At 29.4% G+C, this 23,024-nt stretch carries 17 protein-coding genes; 15 read left to right on the top strand and 2 right to left on the bottom strand.

The window, feature by feature from the left end; translation table 11 throughout:
• Positions 1–36 precede the first annotated feature (36 nt).
• The 3 genes from JW646_RS04880 to JW646_RS04870 all read left to right on the top strand — a co-directional run bounded on the left by JW646_RS04880 (position 37) and on the right by JW646_RS04870 (position 4,392).
• Complete coding sequence (locus JW646_RS04880; RefSeq protein ID WP_083399455.1) at positions 37–720, top strand: response regulator transcription factor; 684 nt, start codon at positions 37–39, stop codon at positions 718–720.
• Positions 721–723: 3 nt separating this feature from the next.
• A complete protein-coding gene (locus JW646_RS04875) occupies positions 724–1,758 on the top strand; it encodes a sensor histidine kinase (RefSeq protein ID WP_148558414.1) in 1,035 nt (344 codons plus the stop codon).
• Positions 1,759–1,887: 129 nt separating this feature from the next.
• A complete protein-coding gene (locus JW646_RS04870) occupies positions 1,888–4,392 on the top strand; it encodes an ABC transporter permease (protein ID WP_228416800.1) in 2,505 nt (834 codons plus the stop codon).
• A 38-nt stretch (positions 4,393–4,430) separates the two neighbouring features.
• Here the strand turns inward: JW646_RS04870 and JW646_RS04865 are convergent, their stop codons facing one another.
• Positions 4,431–4,958 carry a DUF2812 domain-containing protein gene (locus JW646_RS04865; protein ID WP_074920186.1) on the bottom strand — a complete coding sequence of 176 codons (528 nt, stop codon included), beginning with the start codon at positions 4,956–4,958 and terminating at the stop codon, positions 4,431–4,433.
• A gap of 938 nt (positions 4,959–5,896) precedes the next feature.
• Between JW646_RS04865 and JW646_RS04860 the strand changes: the two genes are divergently transcribed.
• The 5 genes from JW646_RS04860 (at position 5,897) to JW646_RS04840 (ending at position 10,343) form a co-directional block, all read left to right on the top strand.
• The gene (locus tag JW646_RS04860; protein WP_074920187.1) at positions 5,897–6,436 is read left to right on the top strand and encodes a helix-turn-helix domain-containing protein; all 540 of its coding nucleotides are present in this window, start codon (positions 5,897–5,899) and stop codon (positions 6,434–6,436) included.
• A 151-nt stretch (positions 6,437–6,587) separates the two neighbouring features.
• Positions 6,588–7,652 carry a spermidine/putrescine ABC transporter ATP-binding protein gene (potA, locus tag JW646_RS04855; protein ID WP_074920188.1) on the top strand — a complete coding sequence of 355 codons (1,065 nt, stop codon included), beginning with the start codon at positions 6,588–6,590 and terminating at the stop codon, positions 7,650–7,652.
• Complete coding sequence (locus JW646_RS04850) at positions 7,642–8,490, top strand: ABC transporter permease (protein ID WP_074920189.1); 849 nt, start codon at positions 7,642–7,644, stop codon at positions 8,488–8,490. Before potA ends, JW646_RS04850 begins: the two co-directional genes overlap by 11 nt.
• A gap of 98 nt (positions 8,491–8,588) precedes the next feature.
• Positions 8,589–9,269 (top strand): ABC transporter permease, encoded by a 681-nt coding sequence (locus JW646_RS04845; protein WP_139216817.1) that lies wholly within the window; start codon positions 8,589–8,591, stop codon positions 9,267–9,269.
• Positions 9,270–9,287: 18 nt separating this feature from the next.
• The gene (locus tag JW646_RS04840; protein ID WP_074920191.1) at positions 9,288–10,343 is read left to right on the top strand and encodes an ABC transporter substrate-binding protein; all 1,056 of its coding nucleotides are present in this window, start codon (positions 9,288–9,290) and stop codon (positions 10,341–10,343) included.
• A 158-nt stretch (positions 10,344–10,501) separates the two neighbouring features.
• On the opposite strand, the gene JW646_RS04835 is transcribed toward JW646_RS04840, so the two are convergent.
• Positions 10,502–11,263: an SGNH/GDSL hydrolase family protein gene (locus tag JW646_RS04835; RefSeq protein WP_074920192.1), complete on the bottom strand. Its 762-nt coding sequence runs from the start codon at positions 11,261–11,263 to the stop codon at positions 10,502–10,504.
• Between the two features lie 135 nt (positions 11,264–11,398).
• On the opposite strand from JW646_RS04835, the gene JW646_RS04830 reads away from it, so the two are divergent.
• From JW646_RS04830 to JW646_RS04800, 7 genes are all read left to right on the top strand, one after another.
• Positions 11,399–12,151, top strand: a complete 753-nt coding sequence (locus tag JW646_RS04830) for a MurR/RpiR family transcriptional regulator (RefSeq protein WP_074920193.1) — start codon at positions 11,399–11,401, stop codon at positions 12,149–12,151.
• A gap of 94 nt (positions 12,152–12,245) precedes the next feature.
• A complete protein-coding gene (pfkB, locus tag JW646_RS04825; protein WP_228416799.1) occupies positions 12,246–13,175 on the top strand; it encodes a 1-phosphofructokinase in 930 nt (309 codons plus the stop codon).
• 3 nt (positions 13,176–13,178) lie between these two features.
• Positions 13,179–15,041, top strand: a complete 1,863-nt coding sequence (locus JW646_RS04820; RefSeq protein ID WP_228416798.1) for a fructose-specific PTS transporter subunit EIIC — start codon at positions 13,179–13,181, stop codon at positions 15,039–15,041.
• An 11-nt stretch (positions 15,042–15,052) separates the two neighbouring features.
• Positions 15,053–15,904, top strand: a complete 852-nt coding sequence (gene fba / locus JW646_RS04815; protein WP_228416797.1) for a class II fructose-1,6-bisphosphate aldolase — start codon at positions 15,053–15,055, stop codon at positions 15,902–15,904.
• A 270-nt stretch (positions 15,905–16,174) separates the two neighbouring features.
• Complete coding sequence (locus tag JW646_RS04810) at positions 16,175–18,115, top strand: [FeFe] hydrogenase, group A (protein ID WP_228416796.1); 1,941 nt, start codon at positions 16,175–16,177, stop codon at positions 18,113–18,115.
• A gap of 135 nt (positions 18,116–18,250) precedes the next feature.
• A complete protein-coding gene (locus tag JW646_RS04805) occupies positions 18,251–19,144 on the top strand; it encodes a DUF4846 domain-containing protein (RefSeq protein WP_228416795.1) in 894 nt (297 codons plus the stop codon).
• A gap of 204 nt (positions 19,145–19,348) precedes the next feature.
• Positions 19,349–22,987, top strand: a complete 3,639-nt coding sequence (locus tag JW646_RS04800; RefSeq protein ID WP_228416794.1) for a DUF4430 domain-containing protein — start codon at positions 19,349–19,351, stop codon at positions 22,985–22,987.
• The last annotated feature ends 37 nt before the right edge of the window (positions 22,988–23,024 follow it).

Raw genomic sequence — 23,024 nt, 5'->3', positions numbered from 1 at the left:
TATTGCTATAATTAGATAGGACAGTTGATTAAAGGGGTGATTATTATAGGTACAATTTTAATAATAGAAGATGATAGGGTATTAAATAAGGGAGTTACCTTTGCATTAAAAAAGGAAGGCTACAAAATTATAAACGCATACAATATGGAAGAAGGGAAAAATGCTATTTTGCAAAATGAAATAGACTTCTTACTTTTAGATATTAATCTACCTGATGGAAGCGGACTAGATTTGTGTAGAAGTATAAATGATAAGATGGATTTTCCTATAGTATTTTTTACAGCAAATGATACAGAAGAAGATATGATTCAGGGGTTTGAGTGTGGTTGTGACGATTATATTTCAAAGCCTTTTTCTATGGATGTATTAAAATTAAAAATAAGTGCTATTCTAAAAAGAAACACTTCTTCAAAGAAGGATATTTTTAAATACAAAAATATGAAAATTGATTATATTAGCAGAAAAGTTTATAAAAATGATGAAGAAATATATTTAACAGTTACAGAGTACAAATTATTGGAAGTGTTAAGCAGAAATAAAGGTAGGGCTATGACTAAGGAAATTTTATTAGATAAACTTTGGGACAACAATGGAAACTACGTAGATGAAAACACTTTATCTGTAAATATAAGAAGACTTCGTAAGAAAGTAGAAGATGATGCGAAAAATCCTGAATATATAGTTACCTTATTTGGTATTGGATATATTATGGGAGAATAAATAATGAATAAAAAATTTGATAGAAAAAATAATTTATTTAAAATATGTCTTTTAATTATTTGCTTGATTTTTAATGTGACAATTTGGTTTATAAGTGAAAGTTTCAAGATTAGTTTAATTGTTTTAGCATTCAATTTCGTTGTGATTTTCATGTTTTTTATTTATGAAAGAATGTTTCACAATTATATGAAAGATATACTAATAAAACTATCAGATATGTTAGCTACCATATCTGATATGAGGGAAACTGAAGTATTTTCTATGATAGACGATTCTCTATTTTCAAAACTACAACATCAGACTTTAAGATTAACTAATATTTTAAAAACTCAAAACAATAAAATAGAAAAGGATAAAAATGAAATAAAATCATTGATTTCTGATATAGCGCATCAGTTAAAAACACCTTTAACAAATATGAAAATGTATAGTGAATTTTTACAAGATGAAGATTTGACAAAAGAAGAGAGACAAGAGTTTAATGAAATTATTCTTTTGTCATTAGACAAACTTTGTTTTTTAGTGGAAAATATGATAAAGATGTCTAGACTGGAAAGTTCAGTAATTAGTATAAATCAAAAATATGAAGATTTAAATGATACAATTTTACTGGCTATTACGCAACTTCATAAAAAAGCTGAAATGAAAAATATACATATTGATTTTAGACAAAAGGATAAAGTTAATCTATACCACGATAAAAAATGGACATGTGAAGCTATTTTTAACATAATTGAAAATGCAATAAAATACTCCAAAGAAAATAGCAAAATTAATATAGCCATACAAAAATATGAGATGTTTACACGAATCGATATTGAAGATCATGGAATTGGAATAAAAGAAGAGGAAATTCCCAAGATATTTTCTAGATTTTATAGAGGTCAAAATGTACAAGATAAAGAAGGGATAGGAATAGGTCTTTATTTAAGCAGACAAATAATTACAAAACAAGATGGATATATAAAAGTGAAATCACAAGATACAGGGAGTACTTTTTCCATATTTATGTTAAATGATATAAAAAATAAAATATAATAAATAAAAATCAGATTAGAAGTAAGAAAATATCATAATCTGATTTTTTTATGTCAGAGGATTGTCATAAGTATTTATTATTATATAACTATAGCATGATGAATAGATAGAGGAAAAAGGGTGGCAGAGATGAAGTTTAAAAATAATAATAAAAATATAGTAAATAAGATAACAAAATCATCATTAAAATTTAACAGAGGTAGAAATATATTTGTAGTTCTTGCTATAGTGCTCACTACATTTATGACGTGCTCAATATTTACTATAGGAGTTAGTCTTGTAAATAATTATAATACGATGAATATTAGAATAAGAGGAACAACATCAGATGCCATGTTGTCAAATCCTAAAAAAGAGCAAATTGAAGCTATAAAGAATTTGGGTTTAACCACATCAATTGGTGAAGAAATTTTAGTAGGAAATGTTATTAATGAAAAACTAGAAAAAGACAATCATAAGATATTTTTAAAATATTATGATAAAGAAAACTGGGAAAAACAAATTACACCTACAATAAGCAACCTAGAGGGAAATTACCCAACAAGTGAAGATGAAGTGATGGTATCTACTAAAGCATTAGAGTTTTTAGGAAAAGAAGATGCAAAAATAGGAGAAAAAATTAAGCTAGAATATATAGATGCAAAAGGAAACAAAAATAAGAAAGAGTTTATATTAAGTGGTAAATATAAGACTTATTCAGTTACTGAAAAAATAGGATACTTAGCACTATCAAAAGATTATATAAAAAATAATGATTTAAGTGTAGGCCATAATGGCTCAATTACTATTAGTTTTAAATCTGGTAAAAAATATAATGCCCAAGAAATTTTAAAGTCCAAGATTAAATTAGATGATATGCAAGAATTTGATTACTATAACGATGCTAATGAAGATGGAAAAGAAGTAAAGAAAAATCTTATTATTGTTATGGGAACCATAGGGTTATTTATAGCATTTAGTGGATATTTACTAATATACAATATAATGTACATATCTGTTAGTAAAGATATACATTTTTATGGATTAATAAAGACTATAGGTGCATCTCCAAAACAAATTAAGAAAATTGTAAATGGACAGGCGTTTAAACTGGCTATTATAGGTATTCCAATAGGACTGACTTTAGGGGCAACGGTATCGTTTGGAGTTGTACCTATGATTCTTGGAAGTTTTAATTCTGATGCTTATGCTAATGCAATGCCAGGAGACATATCCTTTAATCCAATAATATTTATATCAGCAACCATATTTTCAATACTAACAGTAAGTATCAGTTGTAGAAAACCAGCAAAAATAGCAAGTTCCATATCCCCAACAGAAGCTCTTAAATATTCCATGGGAAATAAAGAAAAGAAAAATAATAACAATGGTTATAGAAAAAGTACTAAGGGTGGAAAAATTTATAAGATGGCGTATCACAACGTATTTAGAGATAAAAAACGTGCAACTTTAGTATTTTTATCTCTCTTTATGGGGATTATGACATATTTAAGTATTTACACTTTTACTAGTAGTTTAAGTGTGGATAATTACATTGATACATATATAAGCAGTGATTTTAGAGTGCAAAATATTCAAGCTATAGACGAAAAAATGAACGATGATTTTATAAAAGAAGTAGAAAATATTAAAGGTGTGGAGTCAGTTAATAAATTTAAATTTTCTAATTTACAAAGTGATACAAATGAAATACCACGCTTATTAAGTAAATTTATATATGATAAAGATGACATACAAGAAATAACGGATTTTCAAGGGAAAATGAAAATTGAAACACCTCTGTATCATAGGTCTTTTATAATTGGAGTGGATGATTTAGCAATAGAAAAATTCAGTGAAATGAGTAATATTAAAATGGATTTAGATGATTTTAAGTCAGGAAAAATTGCTTTAATAGATACTTTATGTTATTCAAAAGAAGAGAAAAATAACCTAGATAATAGAATTACTTTAAAAGGTAAATATAGCAAGTCCTTGACTTTTCAGACGGTGAAATTTGAAAATGACTCTAATTTACTACCAGATATAGGATTGCCAGTTATTTATATAAGTTCAACTCAGATTGAAAAGTTAGATAAAAAAGCAGTTAATAGTATGTTGTATATAAACGTAGATAAAAAATATGAAGAAGAAATATATTCTAGGCTCAACGAAATGATAGACTCAGAGTATTTATTTGTAGAGTCAAGAGCACAACTAGTTAAGGAGTTTAGTAATAATGTGACAATCATGAATATTATATCTACTAGTATGTCTGCAATATTGATTTTAATAGGAGTGTTAAACTTTATCAATGTTATGATTACAAGTATCAACACGAGACGAAAAGAATTAGCCATAATGGAAAGTATAGGAATGACAAAGAAACAAATTAAGAATATGTTAGTGTTTGAAGGAGGGTATTATGCAGGGATAACTACTTTTCTTGTATCAACTTTTGGAATGGCAATTATATTTGAAATAGCAAAAGCAACTAAGAAAATTGCTAGTTATGCAAAATTTGTATTTCCTACATTACCTTTTATATGTTTACTAGCTTTTATATTTGTAATTTGTTTAATTACTCCATTAGTTGTTTATAAATATTCCAGTGTAAAAAGTGTTACAGAAAGGCTTAGAGAAATTGAAAAATAAAGTGAAAATATAAAAAGCAGATGAGTCCTAAGGTTTTCTTAGGATTCATCTGTTTTCTTTAATTTACGATATTTTATAAAAGTTGGTATATTTACAGTAAAAACTATTATGGCTATTAAAATTAACAACAATGCAAAAACTTTATCTGTAGACCCTATAGAAGAATATAAAATATTTAGTATTGAAAAACAAATTAAAAATATAAATGCAAAAAGCCTAAATAATAATATTCTTCTAAAATAATCAATCTTAGATTCTAAATTAGAAAACATGCTGAATTTACCTAACATTTTTTTTCGTCTAAAAAATACCCAATTTCTATAGTGGCATACATATTCAACGCTCCACTCATCTTCTAAGTAATTGAGAAAGTCCTCTTGGTTAGGAGAAGAAGAAAGATTTTCAAACAATTCAAGGAAGTAATTATATTCACCAGGATTACATTTTTCAAATTTATACTTACAAAAGCTCCAACTTTTTAAAGCGTAGCCCTTAGAACACATTATGTTTATCCATTTTTCCTTTTTTTCATATTCACCAAGTGCGAAAAATTTATAAATAATCATAAGAATCCTCCAATTAAAGTTTAAGAATAGTTAAATATGTTATATTAATATGATTTTTTTTCGTTTTATACAATAAGTATAGAACCATATTTAGGATATGTTAAGCACAAATGATTTAATTTCAAAATCAAATTAAAATAAAGACTTTTTACATATAATGATTTAAAATTAAAATATAGAATAAGAGTTGAGAATTAATAAAGAAAGTGAGGTATTGTAATGATTTGTAAAGAGTGTGGTGGGATGATTAAACATGAGGAAAATGGCAAAGTTTTATAAATAAAATTAGCAATAAAGATACAAGAGATCATAAGGTGAAAGAAACTAATAAATACAGCGAATCAGTAAAAAACATATTATCTGAAGAAAATAATAAAAAATAAAAGAAGCTAAAAAATAACTAATTAAAATTGAAAATGATTTAATTTATAAAAATAGAGAATAATAAACTAAAAGTATTGATAATATAATCAATACTTTTTTTAAGTCCAAAAAGGACAAGATATTGCAATTTACTTGGACGAATTGTTTTAGAAAAAATTAAGAAAATTAAAATTTATATTAAATGAATTTATTATTAATATTAGTATATATCAATAATAAAAATCATATTAAATAAGAAAACAGTTAGACATACTAAACTTTTAAATAATTAATATAAACAATTGTAAAGATTGAAATAATATAAACAAGTTACCTACAGGCTTTTAAAGTTTTGGCTGAAAAACAAAAAAATAAAAAAACTATTGAAAAATAGCTCGGAATTTTATATAATAGCTATTGTTGTTTAGAAATTATAAACTTAATGTTTACATATAATAACATAGAAAGTAAAAATTAAGTTCAATATACTAAACTAAAAATTTACTAATAATAAAAACAAAAGTCGACATAAAATAATAAAAATAAATTTTATATGATAAAAGGGAGGTGTTGCTATGGATATAGGTGGAAAAATTAAACGTATGAGAATAGAAAAGCAACTGACCCAGGAAGAATTGGCAAACAGATGCGAACTATCTAAGGGATTTATATCTCAGCTTGAAAATAATTTAACGTCACCATCTATTGCAACCTTAATAGATATATTAGATATCTTGGGAACGAATTTAAGAGAGTTTTTCAATGAAATAAGTGATGAAAAAATCACCTTTACAAAGGATGATATGTTTGAAACTGAAGACGAGGATTTAAAATATACATTGAAATGGTTAGTTCCAAACTCACAAAAAAATGATATGGAACCTATAATAATAACTTTACAACCAGGTGGACAATATAAAGAAGATAAGCCACATGAAGGAGAAGAATTTGGATATGTTCTAGCAGGTTCAATATTCCTTCATCTAGGAGATAAGAAAAATAAAGTAAGAAAAGGCGAAAGTTTTTACTTTAAACCTAGAGCTAATCACTATATATCAAACCCAGGCAAAAAAGAAGCAAAAGTTGTTTGGGTAAGTACTCCGCCAATGTTTTAAGCAACGGATATATCTGAAGCGAAGCGAAGATATATCGTTGGTGCATGAGCGAAGCAAATTTTAAGTAACGGAGTTGTCTGAAGCGATAGCGAAGACATCTCGTTGACGCTATGAGCGAAGCGAATTTTTAGAATAAAAGAGGTGTTTACATTTGAAACAAGAGAACATAATTGAATTAAAAAATATATCAAAAACATATGAAGATAATGAGGTATTAAAAGACCTTAATTTAGATATAAGAAAAAATGAATTTTTAACTTTACTAGGACCAAGTGGATGTGGAAAAACAACTACTTTAAAAATAATAGCTGGATTTGAATTTGCTGACGATGGAAGTGTTTTATTCCAAGGTAAAGATGTAAATGAAATACCTCCATATGAAAGACCAGTAAATACAGTTTTTCAAAAATATGCTTTATTTCCTCATATGAATGTATATGAAAATATAGCTTTTGGACTAAAAATAAAAAAAATGGATCAAAAAACTATAAATGAAAAAGTTAAAAAAATGCTTAAATTAGTAGCATTGCCAGGATTTGAAAGTAGAAGTGTTGATTCATTAAGTGGTGGTCAACAACAAAGGGTTGCCATAGCAAGAGCTTTAGTAAATGAGCCAAAGGTACTTTTACTAGACGAGCCTTTGGGAGCATTAGACTTAAAATTAAGACAAGAAATGCAAAGAGAACTTAAAAATATACAACAACAATTAGGAATAACATTTATATTTGTTACTCATGACCAAGAGGAAGCATTATCAATGTCAGATACTATTGTTGTTATGAATAAAGGTAAAATACAACAAATGGGAACTCCTCAAGATATATACAACGAACCTGAAAATGCCTTTGTTGCTAGATTTATAGGTGAAAGTAATATAATGGATGGTGTAATGCACGAAGACTTTTTAGTAGAGTTTTGTGGAAAGAGCTTTGATTGTGTGGATAAAGGATTTAAAAAAGATGAAGAAATTCAAGTAGTAATTAGACCAGAAGATATAAAAATGGTTAAACCAGAAGATGGTATGTTAAGAGGAGAAGTTACTTCTTGTGTATTCAAAGGTGTTCATTATGAAATGACAGTTAAATCTAGTGGATTAACTTGGTTACTTCATAATACTAAATCAGCAGAAGTTGGATGTGACTTAGGTTTAGATATTTATCCAGAAGACATACATATCATGAGAAAAACAGGGGATGATGAGTCCAATGAACAATAAAAATAAGTTAGGCTTAAAAGTATCTTCTCCATATATAATCTGGAGTGGATTATTCATTGTAATTCCTTTATTCTTAATTGTATTCTTTGCTTTTACGAAAAGTACCAATGAAGGGTACACTTTCACTTTACAATATTTTGAAGAACTAATGCAACCTATGTATTTTAGAATATTTTTTAGATCAATTAAACTAGCAGTATTATCAACAATATTATGTTTATTAATAGGATATCCAACTGCTTATATAATATCTAAAACAAAAGCAAGCAGACAAAATACATTGCTTATGCTTGCAATAATTCCTATGTGGATGAACTTCTTACTTAGAACTTATGCTTGGTCAGCAATTCTAGGAAGAAACGGAATATTAAACACAATAATTACAGGGTTAGGATTTAGTCCTGTTAATATACTTTATACAGATACAGCGGTAATGCTAGGTATGGTTTACAACTTTTTACCGTTTATGATACTGCCAATATATACAATCTTATCAAAAATGGATCAAGATTTAATAAATGCAGCTAAAGACTTAGGTGCTAACGGCAGACAAGTGTTTACAAAAGTAATATTACCATTGAGTATGCCTGGTGTAGCATCAGGAATAACAATGGTATTTATGCCAGCAGTATCTACCTTTGTAATTTCAAAATTACTAGGTGGTGGACAATTCATGTTAATTGGTAACTTAATAGAACAACAATTTATGTCAGTTGGTGACTGGCATTTTGGTTCAGCAATATCAATCTTCATGATGATAGTCATTTTAATTTCCATGGCAATACTTAATAAATTTAGTGACGAATCAGATAAGGAAGGCGGTGGATTACTATTATAAAGAAATTCACATCAAATATATATTTAACTCTTGTGTATGTATTTTTATATGCACCAATAATATCATTAGCAGTGTTTTCATTTAATGATTCTAAATCCATGGCAAAATGGAATGGATTTTCACTTAGATGGTATCAAGAGTTATTACAAAATGAAAGAATACTAGATGCACTATATTACACAATTTTTATTGCTGTAGTAGCATCAGTAATAGCAACTATAGTAGGAACAATTACCGCTATAGGAATTCACAAAATGAGACAAGGAAAAGTAAGAGGATTACTTTTAAATATAAACTATTTACCAGTATTAAACCCTGATATAGTAACAGGGGTGGCATTAATGTCACTATTTGTCTTTATAAGATTGGAGTTTGGTTTTACTACAATGTTATTAGCACATATAGTATTTGATATACCTTATGTGATTTTATCAGTACTTCCAAAATTAAAACAATTACCAGCTAATATAGAAGATGCGGCAATGGATTTGGGTGCTACTCCTTGGTATGCTCTTAGAAAAGTTGTTCTTCCTCAAATTAAGCCAGGTATAATATCCGGTTTACTTATAGCATTTACCATGTCTATAGATGACTTTGTAATAAGTTTCTTTACAACAGGAAATGGTGTAACAAACTTGGCTATAGAAGTTTACTCAATGACAAGAAGAGGATTAACTCCTGAAATAAATGCCTTATCAACACTAATGTTTGCTGCTGTTTTAATATTATTACTTTTATCAAATATAACGGCAAACAAAAAGGCAGCACAAAGATCATAATTAAAGGGAGGACATAAAATGAAACTTAAAAAAATAATTTCAATAGCTTTAACAGTAGTAATGTCATCCGCTTTATTAGTAGGTTGTGGTCAATCTAAAAAATCTGCTGAAGTTTTAAACGTATATAATGTGGGTGATTATATTGATACAGATTTAATAACAAAGTTTCAAGAAGAGACAGGAATTACTGTTGTATATGAAACTTACGACACTAATGAAGCTATGTATCAAAAACTTAAAAGTGGAAGTACTAAATATGATTTAATATTTCCATCAGACTATATGGTGGAAAAATTAATGGCAGAAGATTTAGTATCACCAATAGATTATTCAAAGATACCTAATTACAAATATATAATGGATGATTTCACAGATCCTGCTTATGATCCAGGAAATAAATTTTCAGTTCCTTATATGTGGGGTACTTTTGGAATACTATATAACAAAACTATGGTAGATGAAAAAGATGTTAAAAGTTGGGATGTGCTTTGGAATCCTAAATATAAAGGTGAGATCCAAATGTTAGACTCAGTTAGAGATACAATGGGAATATCTCTAATAAGACTTGGACATTCAATTAATACACATAAAACTTCAGAAATAGAAGCAGCTAAGAAGGAGTTGATAAAGCAACTACCTCTTGTGCAAGCTTATGTAAATGATGATGGAAAAGATAGACTTATAGTTGGAGATGCAGCTATGGGTATAGTATATAATGGGGATGCATTAGTTTTAATGGACGAAAATCCTGACTTAGCTTATTCTGTTCCTAAGGAAGGGACTAATAGATGGGTTGATGCTATGTGTGTTCCTAAAATAGCAGAAAATAAGGATTATGCAGAAAAATTTATAAACTTTATGCTAGACCCAGAGAATGCTCTTCAAAATGTAGAATATATAGAGTATTCAACACCAAACCAAGGCGCTTATGATCTTTTAGAGGATGAAACTAAAAACGATCCAACTGCTTATCCAGATGAAAAAATATTAGATAAGTCAGAAGTGTTCTTAAATTTACCGCCAGATGTACAAAAAAAATATGAAGATGCTTGGACAGAAATAAAATCACAATAGTTTGTGATTATAGAGCTAACACTTATAAGATATAAAGTCTTACAAGTGTTAGCTATTTTTATTTTTAAGCAACGGATATATAGGAAGTGAAACGAGTATATATCGTTGGCGATATATGAAAATCATATTTTAAGCAACGGATATATGAGAAGTGAAACTTAGTTTGATTTATTAATAGCTGATACAATATTTTCATAAAAAGTTTCTTGTTTATTTCCAGCTATATGAAGTCCATCACGAGTAAATTTCAAATAACCATCTTTAGTAATTAGATTATGCGTTGCATTTATATAATAAACATTATCATAGCGGTCACAATATTTTTTAGTTGCTTTGTTATTATTTTTTATGGATTTATTAAAGGATTTTGGGTTTGCATTTGAAAATTTTTTTCCAACAGGAAATACTTCTTGAACATAGATAGTTTTATTTTTATATTTTTTTGCTAGAGATGAAATAAGTTTTTCTTTGTTTGGAATATTGTTAGAATAAGTAGCGCCATTAACGCCAATTAATAAAACCACACCTTTAACATCATCGTTCTTAGGTAAATCACTAAAGTTGTCTATCCAATAATCAGGCTGAACACCTTCTACAGCTTTTATAATAGCATTTGGATTATGTTTTGTTATAGTATCTTTAAGTAGCACAGTATAAGAATCACCTAAAAATAAGTAACCATCCAAGTCAATTTTTTTGGTGGCTTTTTTAGGTTGCTCCGATACTACATATTCCATGTCATCAATATCAGTATTATTAGATAAAACTGTCCAATTTGTTTTAGAAATGCTGATACTATTACTTATCTCAGGAAAGATAAGTATACTTAAAATTAATATAGCTATTATTGCAAATGAAGAAATTATAATAAAACTTTTTTTCTTTTTTTGTTGAAGTTTATGTTTATTTAATCTACTCAACTTTATCTACCCCCTTTTGCTTTACTTTACTAATATATTAATTATAATATACTTTATAAGTATTAAAGCAAAAATGAAGAAGTTTTTTAATCGTATGCTATAATAAAAAATATTTATGGTGAGGAGGTAAGTCCTATGCTAATAGAATTAAATAAGGAAATAATGCAAAGTCTTACAAAGACAGAGAGTGAAATTATAAAATTTATAAATGATAATGAACAAAGAATGTCAGAGTTATCTATTGTAGATATTGCTTTTGATACTTATTCATCACCTGCCACTGTTTCTAGAGCAATTAGAAAATGTGGAGTAAATGGATTCAATGAACTTAGATATAGAATTACATCTAAAAATAATGATGATGAGATTCAGAACATGGGAGAAATTATTAACAAATCTTTTGTGGAAGCTAGACAGGTTGTTGATAGAATATCTGTTACAAATGTATTAAATATTATAAATTGCTTAGCGAATGCTAAGAGAATTTATGTATTGGCGAGAGGGCTTACTGAGTATGTAGGACAAGAATTTACTCTAAAACTTCAACTATTAGGATGTAATGCCATTTTCATAGATGACCCTAATATTATGCAAATAAAAACTAAAAGTTTAAACTCTGATGAAGTGGTTTTCATATTTTCGTTAAATGGAGAAACTAGTGAACTTATAGAATCTGCAAAGAATACAAATTTATGTGGCGCGAAGGTTATAACATGTTGTTGTAGTGAAAATTCCCCACTTTTAGAACACTCACATTACAACTTGGTAGGATTTAAGCATAATCACGTTTCTATTAAAAAGTTTGAAGTATCTTCTAGAGTTTCCTTGTTTATGATGTCTAGAATTATAATTGATTATATGGCGGCAAATATAGAATTAGAAAAATAATGAAAAGGGAATGAAAAATATTTTCATATTATGAAAAGATTTTCATTCCCTTTTTTTATATAATCAACTTATAAGATAGAGGGAGGAAAGATGAATGATTTACACTTTAACTACAAATCCTGCCATAGACATGAATATTTGTACTAACTCAATAGAAAGAAAAATTGTAAATAGAACCCATGATGCTGTGTACTCAGCAAATGGAAAGGGATTAAATGTAAGTTTTGTACTTAAACATTTTGGAGTGGATTCCAAGGTACTTGGATTCTTTGGTGGATTCTCAGGAAAATATATAATTGAAGAAACTAAAAAGAAAAAAATAGAAATATTTCCAGTAGAAGTAGAAGATACAACAAGAATAAATATTTTCCTTAATGATGGTGAAGGAGAATTTAAATTTGTTAACTCGGGTTCTTTTGTTGAAAAGCAAAAACAAGAAGAAATGTTACAGATGATAGAAAGCTTTGATGATCTTGAGTATTTATCCATAAGTGGAAGTCTTCCACCAGGAATAGACCCTTCATATTATGAAGAAATTCTAAAGATTTGTGAGAAAAGAAATATAAAGGTAATTTTAGACATTAGTTCACCAAAACTAAAATGTCTATTAAAATATAAACCATTTTTAATTAAACCAAATGATGAAGAAATAGAAGGTATTTTTGGAATTATTGTTAGAGATGAAGAAGATATAAAAGACGTTGTGAAATATTTACATGAACAAGGAGCTCAAAATGTTTTCTTAACTCTAGGTGAAAAAGGGTCTTATTTTTATAATGGAAAAAATATCTACTATGCAAGTGCTCACGAAGTAAAGCTTTTAAGTTCCGCTTGTGCAGGAGATTCGGCATTGGCAGGATTTTTAAGTATTTGGCTTGATGATATTGACAATGAAAAAAATATTGAACAAGCTCTAAAAAGAGCATCAGCAACAGGTGCCAATGTGGCAGAAAGTAATGCCATTGGTGATTTAAAAAAGGTTGAAGAATATATGAATGAAATTAAAATCAGGAGGGTGGAATAATCTATGAGTAAAAAGATATTAGCAGTTACAGGTTGCCCAACAGGAATTGCTCATACTTTTATGGCTGAAAAAGCCTTAAAGTTAGCAGCACTGGAGTTAGGCTGTGAAATAAAAGTAGAAACAAATGGAGCAATAGGCGTTGAAAATGCTCTAACAGCAAGAGAAATAGAACAAGCAGACGCAATAATAGTGGCTTGTGATAAAAATGTTGATATGGATAGATTTAATGGAAAGCCAGTAATAGAAGTATCTGTAAGTGAAGGAATAAACAAAGCAGAAGAATTAATACAAAAATGTTTAGATAATAAAGCGCCTATAAGAAAAGGAGATGTGAGAAGAAACAATGAAGCAGAGGAAAAGGTTTCTATTGGGCATCAAATTTATAAACATTTAATGAATGGTGTATCTCATATGCTTCCACTGGTTGTAGCTGGTGGTGTACTTACTGCAATATCATTCTTGTGGGGTATATTCTCATTTGACCCAAATTCAGAACAATACAATGTAATAGCGGCAACAATAAAATCTATTGGTGGATTCTCAATGGGTCTTATGGTTCCAGTTCTTACAGCTTTTATAGCTCAATCAATATCAGGAAGACCAGGTATGCTTGCAGGTTTTGTTGCAGGTATGATGGCAAATGATAATGGTTCTGGATTTATCGGTGGTATAATCGGTGGTTTCTTTGCAGGTTATTTCACATTATTAATAGTTAATAGTTTAAGAAAACTTCCAAGAGAACTGGAAGGCCTAAAATCCATATTTATAGTACCAATAATAACTGTATTTGCTTCTGGATTATTGATGGTAGGTATAGGTGGACCTTGTGCATCTCTTAATGAAGGAATGATGACATTCTTAGCAGGAGTACAAGAATCAAGTCCAATAGTACTTGGATTAATAGTAGGATGTATGTCAGCATTTGATATGGGTGGTCCAGTAAACAAAGCAGCATATGTTACAGGTACCATGTTACTTGCTCAAGGTAACTACTTATTTATGGCAGGAGTATCTGCAGCATGTATAACTCCTCCACTTGTAATAGCCCTTGCTGCAACATTTAAAAAAGACAGATTTACAAATGATGATCGTACAGCTGGTTTATTAAACTACGTGCTTGGATTTACTCATATAACAGAAGGTGCAATACCATTTGCAGCTAAAAATCCATTAAAAGTTATACCAGTATTAATGATAGGTTCATCTATATCAGCAATATTAACTTATATGATGAAAATAGAGGTTCCAGCTCCTCACGGTGGATTCTTAATACTAAGATTAGTTAATCACCCAATGATGTGGGTGGCTTGTATATTAGCAGGTTCTGCAGTAGGTGCTTTGCTTTATGTATTAGTTACACCAAAAGTAGAAGTTAAAAAAGATAATAAAATAAAAGAAGCTGTAAATAAGCAAGGAATAGATAAGGTTGTAGCATCTTTATACAATGAAAATACAGTAGCTTTAGAATTAAAAGGTAATACAAAAGAAGAAGTTTTAAATGAAATGACTGATTTATTATACAAAGATGGTATTTTAACAAATAAAGAAGAGTTCTTAGCTGAAATAAAGAAAAGAGAAGAAATTGGATCAACTGGATTTGGAAATGGTGTGGCAATACCTCATGCTAAAACTAAATCAGTAGTAAAACCAAGAGTTGCAGTGGGAATATCTAAAAAAGGTTTTGAATTTGATTCCCTAGATGGAAAACCAGTACACTTAATATTTATGATAGCAGCAGGAGAAGGAGATAATGACTTACATTTAAGAACCTTATCTTCATTAGCGCAAAACTTAATGGAAAAAGAGTATGTGGATCAAATATTAGGAAGTAAGGACGCAAAAGAAATAGTTAGTTTATTGGCATAAAGGAGAGAAAAATGGCTTTAGTTACTACAAAAAAAATGTTATTAGATGCTCAAAAAAATGGATATGCAGTAGGAGCATTTAATGTGGAAAATATGGAAATGGTAATGGCAGTTGTAAGTGCAGCTGAAGAGACAAAATCTCCAGTTATAATGCAAACAACTCCATCAACAGTAAAATATGCTGACTTTGATTACTTTTATGCAAATGTAAAAGTGGCAGCACAAAAAGCAAATGTTCCAGTGGCAATACATTTGGACCATGGAAATAGCTTTCAATTGGCAATGAAAGCTTATAGAACAGGGTATACATCAATAATGATAGATGGATCTCATGGTAGTTTTGAAGAAAATATAGCTTTAACAAAATCTGTAGTAGATGTTTGTAAAAATGGAAATGTTCCAGTAGAAGCTGAACTTGGAAAAGTTGGAGGAAAAGAAGACGACTTAGACGGTGGAGATGGAGGATACACAGACCCTCTAGAAGCGAAAGAGTTTGTTCAAAGAACGGGAGCAGATTCCCTAGCAATTTCCATAGGAACAGCTCATGGAGTATATAAGGGAGAACCTAAGTTAGATTTAAATAGATTGTCACAAATAAGAGAAGTAGTAGATATTCCTCTAGTACTTCACGGCACATCTGGAGTGCCTGATGAGATAGTTACAGAGTGTGTAAACAGAGGAATTTGTAAAGTAAACTATGCAACAGACCTAAGAATAGCTTTTACTAAGGGAGTAAAAAAGGTATTAGAAGAAAACCCTGATACAATAGATCCTAAAAAATACAACTCTCAAGGGAGAGAAGAAGTAAAAGAGTATGTTAAGTCAAAAATGATAGTTGTAAAAAGTGCAGGACAAGCTAATTAATAATATTTAAGTTTATATAAAGGCTGATGTAAATGAGAACAGGACTTCTTATTTACATCGGCCTTTTTTCTTACTAGGAAATTATGTTGATTTGAAAACCGTAAAAAATATATAGCTGGCCATATTAAGTATTTTATTTAAACATGTCTAATAAGTCTATAAATACATAATCTTCCAACAATTTTGGAGGCAATTGTAAAAAATTTTTTTTGAGTATATAATGTGTGAAAGTGGCATAATTTAAGCATAAGTGTAAAAGGAGTGGATTATATGACAAATACTAAGCCAACTATGTTACATAGTAATAGAGGATCTGTTTTTTCTGTATTTAGTGAAGATGAATTAAAAAACATGACCCAAAACAGCACAAGAAAAGTGGCTATATGTGGAAGAGTAAAAAACAGTGGGATTGTTGATGTTCCAGAAGGTGCCACACTTTCAGATATTATTGAATTAGCTGGGGGTATATTAAATAAAAAAGATTTCAAAGGTGCCCATATTGGGGTTCCACCATATGGAAGATTTTTATGTAAAAAAGATTTAGATAAAGAATTAGATTTTGCATTATTTGATAACTATATTAGAGCAATCAATGTATTATCAGAAGAAGATTGTATAGTTCAATATTCCAAATTCTATATGGATTCTGTAATAGGGTCAATGCAAAATGGGAAATCATTAGAGGATTACGCTAAAGTAAAAGACCAAATTGAAAGAGTTTGTAAAATTTTAGATAGAATAAGTAAGGGAAAATCAAATATGCGTGATGTTTACTTACTTAGAACTATAGCAGAACAAATAAAAGAAGATTTAAATCAAAAACACAATATTATGGAAGAAATTTTACAAAATTTCTACGATGAAATTAGCGAACATATAGAAGAAGACAAATGCTACACTTTGCAATGTAATAACTTAATAAAACTTACTATTACAGATAAGTGTATAGGATGTGGAGCTTGCAAAAGAGTATGTCCAGTAGACTGTATAGCAGGTGAACGTAAGCAACAACATAAAATTGACTATAATAGATGTACTCATTGTGGTAGATGTGTATCAACATGCCCAGTAGATGCAATTACAGCTGGGGACAACACTTTAAAATTTATAAGAGACTTATCTACTCCTAATAAACTTGTAATTACACAAATGGCACCTGCAATAAGAGTTACCATAGGTGAAGCTTTTGGTTTTGAACCAGGAGACAATGTGGAGAAAAAACTTGCAGCAGGTCTTAGAAAATTAGGTGTGGACTATGTATTTGATACAAACTGGGCAGCTGATTTAACAATTATGGAAGAAGCTGCAGAACTACAAGATAGACTAGAAAGACATTTTGCAGGAGACGAAAGTGTAAAATTACCAATGCTAACATCATGCTGTCCAGCATGGGTAAAATTTATAGAGCAAAACTATGGTGATATGCTAGATGTACCATCAACGGCAAAATCTCCAATGCAAATGTTTGCAACAGTAGCTAAAGATATTTGGGCAAAAGAAAAAGGCCTAAAAAGAAGTGAAGTAACATCTGTTGCTATAATGCCTTGTATAGCGAAAAAATACGAAGCATCTAGACCAGAATTTTCTCGTGGTTTAAATTACGATGTTGACTATGTAATAACTACAAGAGAATTAATAAAAATATTCCAAGATTCAAAAATAGATTTAAAAGAACTTGAAGATGAAGAAATAGACCAAATACTTGGTGAATATACAGGAGCAGGTGTAATATTTGGTAGAACTGGTGGAGTTATAGAATCAGCTCTTAGAACTGCTCTTGAAAATATGACAGGGAAACAAATTGAAAATGTAGAATTCCACTCACTTAGAGGATTTGATGGATTTAGATCCTGCGATGTGGAAGTTGGAGATATCAAACTTAGAATAGGTGTAGCTCATGGATTAGAAGAAGCAGGAAAAATGCTTGATAAAATAAGAAGTGGAGAAGAATTTTTCCATGCTATAGAAATCATGGCTTGTCCTGGAGGATGTGTTGGTGGTGGTGGCCAACCTAAAGTTAGAAAAAACAGAGATGAAATTTTACAAAAACGTGGAGAAGGACTAAATAACATAGATAGAAGTAAAGACATAAGAGTTTCTAAGGAAAATCCAGCGGTACAAGCTATTTATGACAAGTATTTAGATTATCCACTAAGTCATAAAGCACATGAATTACTTCATACTAGATATTTTGTAAGAAGAAAAAAATAAAACTACAAATATAAGATAGGGTATTTAATATCCTATCTTTTTTACATGCTAGAATATTAATTGACAAAAATTAGGTTAATATAAGAGATTGTGATATTATATATGGGAAATAATTACAATTATGAGGAGGGGTTTATGAAAAAATCATTACGAATTATTTTATTGGTAATATTAGTTATATTATTAATTGGCTTACCTTTATTATGGAAAAATATATCACAAACAAGTCAAACATCAGAAAACAAAACATCTAGCAAAGATACATCAACTTACAATTATATTAATAAAGATGGTAAAACCTTAGAAAGTAGAATTAATACTCCAGAAGGATTTACTCGAATTTCATCTGATAAAAACAGTATGGGAGAATTTTTACGTCAATATCCATTAAAAAAAGATGGTTCACCTGTGTTACTTTACAATGGTAAAGAAAAGGCTAATCAAAGCGCTCATGCGGCTGTGTTTGATATGCATCTTGGTGATAGGAATTTACAACAATGTGCCGACTCTGTAATTAGAGTATATGCAGAATATTTTTATGAACAGAAACAGTTTGATAAAATTAAATTTCACTTTGTAGATGGTTTTTTATGTGATTATGAAAAATGGAGAAATGGATACAGAGTTAAGACTAATGGAAATAGCTCATCATGGGTAAAAACAAGTAAATTTAACGATTCCAAAGAATCTTTTGAAAGTTATCTTAATATGGTTTTTGCTTATGCAAGTACTTTATCTCTTGAAGAAGAATCAAAAAAAATTAAACCTGATGAAATGCAAATAGGGGATATTTTTATTACTGGAGGAAGCCCAGGCCATGTAGTAATAGTTGTTGATATGTGTGAAAACGATAAGGGAGAAAAGGGATTTTTATTAGCCCAAGGATATATGCCAGCTCAAGAGTTCCATATATTAAAAAGTAATAGAGGAGACAATAATCCTTGGTATTATGTGTCTGATATTAAATATCCATTTAAAACTCCTGGATATACTTTTGAAAAAGAATGTTTTAGACGATTAGATTATTAAAAAATAAATAATGAAAAAAGAGTCCATCTATAAACTTAGGTGGGCTATTTTTTTACATGTTAGAAAATAATAGTTGAATTTAAGCTGTAAAAAAGTAGTAGTTTATTAGTATTACTACTCTAGTGCTACTGTGAAATCATACTGAATAGACATGAAAATACAATTACAATTAAATAGTAACAAAATAGTAGAAGGGGGATAAATATGAAGAGGGTATTTAAAAGTTTTATATCAGTATTAACAGCACTAATACTTACAATTTCAGCATGCTTTGTAAAAGTACCGACTGCCTATGCAGATGAAAAGAAGCCTGTAGGGCAGGTTACAGTAAGCATGGAAAAATTCACTCTAGGCCTTGGTTATATTATTGAACCAGTTTTGGTGCCTATATACGAAGGTGATACAGGAGCGACCATAATAACTAGAATGATGGACCAAAATTTAGGAAAAGGTAGCTATGAATATACAGGAAGTATAGGTGATCAATCAGGTGTAGTAGGACAATCATTCTACCTAGCAAGTGTTAAAGATAAGGATCATAGAGATAGTAAAATACCAAATTATATTCTTAAAGAATGTGATGAACCATATGGAAGAAATAGAGAAGACTGGTTAGGGGAGTTTGACTATACTTCTATGTCAGGATGGATGTATGCCGTGAACAATTGGTTTCCAAATTACGGAGCTGGACAATATAAGTTAAAAGATGGAGACGTAATGAGATGGCAATTTACAACTTGGGGATATGGCAGTGATTTAGGGTCAACATTTATGGGTGGAGGAGACGCACTAGTAAATCCACCAATAAAAGACAAGTTAACTACAGCTATAGCAACAGTTAATAGCTCAGAAGAAAAAGAAAAATTACTTCAAAATAAAGAAGTAAAAAAAGCATATGATGAAGCTATGAAAGTGCTTCAAGACATGGAAACTACTGAAGCAAAAGTAAAATCTGCAACTGAAAACCTGCAATCTAGTATAAAAAAATATGAAAACGATAAAATAAACCAATCTGTTTCTAATGCAGTAAAAGAAACAGGTGCTTATTTATTGAAAACTGTACCAGAAGCTGGATTTGGAACGTTTAGCGGAGAGTGGACTGTTTTAGGTTTAGCTAGAGGTGGAATAGAAGTACCAAATGGATACAATGAAAAATACGTGGAGAATGTAAAAAAGGTTGTAGCTGAGAAAAAAGGTGTACTTCATAAAGTTAAATATACTGAGTATTCTAGGCTTATATTAGGACTTTCTTCAATAGGATTAGATGCTACTGATGTGAGTGGATATAGTATGGTAGCACCACTTGGAGATTTTAATGGAGTTAAAAGACAAGGGATAAACGGACCTATATTTGCTCTTATAGCGCTAGATTCTAGAGGATATGAAATACCAAAAGCACCAGAAGGAAAAGTTCAAACTACAAGAGAAATGCTAATAGATTATATATTAGGCAAAGAAATAACTCAAAAATCAGGAGAACTAGGAGGATGGGCATTAACTGGTAGTACACCAGATCCAGATATAACAGCTATGTCTATTCAATCTTTAGCGCCATACTATAACACTAATGAAAAAGTAAAAGCTGCAGTAGATAGAGGATTAACTCAACTTTCAAAATTACAATTAGACAACGGAGCTTATAATAGTTGGGGAACAGTAAATAGTGAATCTACAGCTCAAGTTATAGTTGCTCTTACAGCCCTTGGAATAAATCCAATAGAAGATGAAAGATTTATAAAAGTGAATAGTAAAACAGGAAAAGAAAGTAATTTATTAAGTGGAATAATGCAATTTTATAGTGAAGGTGGAGGATTTAAGCACGTATTAGATATGAATACAGATGCTATGGCAACAGACCAAGGAATGTATGCTTTAGTTGCTTATGAAAGATTTTTAGATGGAAAATCATCACTATATGATATGCAAGATCAAATCAATTATACATTAGATAATGTAGAGCTATATGATGATGAAACAAAACAATTAGAAGTTAAAGGGGCTCCAGGCTGTTCATTAGGTAAAATAACTTGGTCAGTAGAAGACAAAGATGTAGCTACAATATCAGAAGATGGAATATTAACAGCTAAAAAAGCAGGAACTACAAAAGTAAATGCAAAAATAGGAAGTAAAACAATAACAGCAACAGTAACTGTAAAGAAAAACCCTGCTAAAATAGTAATGGAAAAAATAGATGCTTTAGGTGAAATTACTTTAGAAAAAGAAAAACAAGTAAAAGAAGCTAGAAAAGCTTATGAAGGTTTAGGTGATGAATTTAAACAAAAAGTTACTAATCTAAGTATATTAATTAATGCTGAAAAAACAATAGCTGCAATTAAAGAAGAAAATCAAAAAGTAGTAGATGAATTTGTTTCAAAAGTTAATGAAATTGATTTATCAGGAGGGTTTTCACAAGAAGTAAAAGGTTATGTTTTAGGATTAAAAGAAATATATGATAATTTAGATAAAGATCAAAAAGCCTTAGTACCTGAAACTTCATTAGATAAATTAACTAACAGTTTAATTAAAATTGATAAATTAGAGGTTGAAAATCTTATATCTATATTAGACAGTATACAAAGACCTGCAACTGAAGATGATTTAGATAAAGTAACTGGATTTTTAGCAGCATATGATGCTATGAGTGATTCTCAAAAATCTAAAGAAGAAGTTAAAAATGCAAAAGCTAAGATAGATGAAATATTATTAGAAATTGATGAAGAAAAAGCTTATGAACAAATGGCAAAAGAACTTGCATCAGATGTGAAAAAACTTAAAACACCAATAGATAAAAAAGAATTAGAAACTGGTAAATCTTTAGTTAAAAGGCATAAAGAGCTAAACGATAGAGCAAAGTTATATTTTATTGAAGATAAAGAAGCAGTGGCAAATTTAGACAAAATAAAAGTAAACATAGATCAAATAGCTACAGCAGACGAATTTGATAACTCTATAAGAGATTATGTGGTAGAGAATATTAACAGTAAAGAAAAACTGAAATCAGCTAAAAGCAAACTGGATACATATAATAAATTAAGTGATGAAGTAAAATCATATGTAACAGAAAAAGAAAAAGTTGAATCATTAAAAACTGCTATATCTAAAGCAGAAGAAAACTTAGCAAAAGCTAAAGAAGTTGATGATTTAATAAATGCATTACCAGAAAAAATAACGGAATCTGACTATGAAGCTGTTTTATCAGTAAAAGAAAAATACGATGAATTAACAGATGATCAAAAAGGTTTTGTAGAAAATCTTGATAAATTAAACAATGTATTAAGTCAAATACTAAAAAAATTTGAAAAAGAGTTAGAAGTAAATAATATAAAATCTACAGACCAAGTAGTAACAGGTAAAGGTGAAGCTGGAGCTAATATAGAAATCTATGTTGATGAAACATTAGTAGGAAATGGACCAGTAAATGAAGATGGAACTTTTGAAGTAAAAATACCTGAATTAAAAGGAGGTAAAACAGTATCTATTAAAATGACAAAAGAAGGATATGAAACTTTAGAAGTAACAAAAACAGTTGTAAAAGGTAATGACCAAGCAAATCCTGGAGATGGGGATCAAGGTAATGACCAAGACCAAGATGTAGATGATGATCAAAATTCAGATACGGGGGATAATCAAGGTGAAGATAATGACCCCAATATAGATAATGACCAAGATGTAGATGATAGTCAAAATCAAGATGGGAATGAAAGCAATGATAATTTAAATCAAAATTCTTCTGGAAGTGGCAGTAATGTACAAACAGGAGACCCATCATCAGTTGGGTATCTTGCAATGGGAATATTAGCAGCAGGAGGATTATTCTTTATTAGAAAAAATAAAGATAACTAGAAGTTAATATGATTAAGAAATAAGCCGAAACAGATAA

Origin of the sequence: Terrisporobacter hibernicus (assembly GCF_020809405.1) — a bacterium.
In the GTDB taxonomy this organism is placed as follows: domain Bacteria; phylum Bacillota; class Clostridia; order Peptostreptococcales; family Peptostreptococcaceae; genus Terrisporobacter; species Terrisporobacter petrolearius.
The sequence above is the reverse complement of the archived record's forward strand: the minus strand, read 5'-3'. Positions and strand labels throughout refer to the sequence as shown.